Here is a 378-nt window from a genome sequence, read left to right on the forward strand (position 1 = left end):
AGGACAAGCTGTTCTACAACCGCTATCTTGTCGACGTCGGTCATCCTCACATCAAAGTACGCGCACATACGAAGCCGTCCCCACAGCTGCTTGCACTCTTGAAGGTCTGCCCGGCGCGCTGCTATGAGCTCAACCACAAGGGGCAGGTCGAGGTCACCGTCGACGGCTGCATCGAATGCGGCACCTGCCGTGTCATCGGCGAACCCACTGGCGACATCGAATGGAGCTATCCGCGTGGCGGATATGGCGTCTTATTCAAGTTTGGATGAGGGCTGAACGGCAGGCCGCGTGTCATCGCCAAGAAGCACGGCCCAAGATTGGTCCACGAGCGACCTGATCAATTCGCTGCGACGATGCCGGCACACGGCAGCTGGGGCG

1 protein-coding gene is annotated in these 378 nt (G+C 60.1%); it reads left to right on the plus strand.

Features of this window, described 5'->3' with window-relative positions:
- Positions 1-269, plus strand: a 269-nt coding sequence (locus ACZYOF_RS44440) for a ferredoxin family protein (protein WP_463719107.1), incomplete at its 5' end; no start/stop codon positions are given.
- Positions 270-378: the final 109 nt, after the last annotated feature.

It is taken from the genome of Bradyrhizobium sp. LeoA1Lang, from assembly GCF_055413685.1.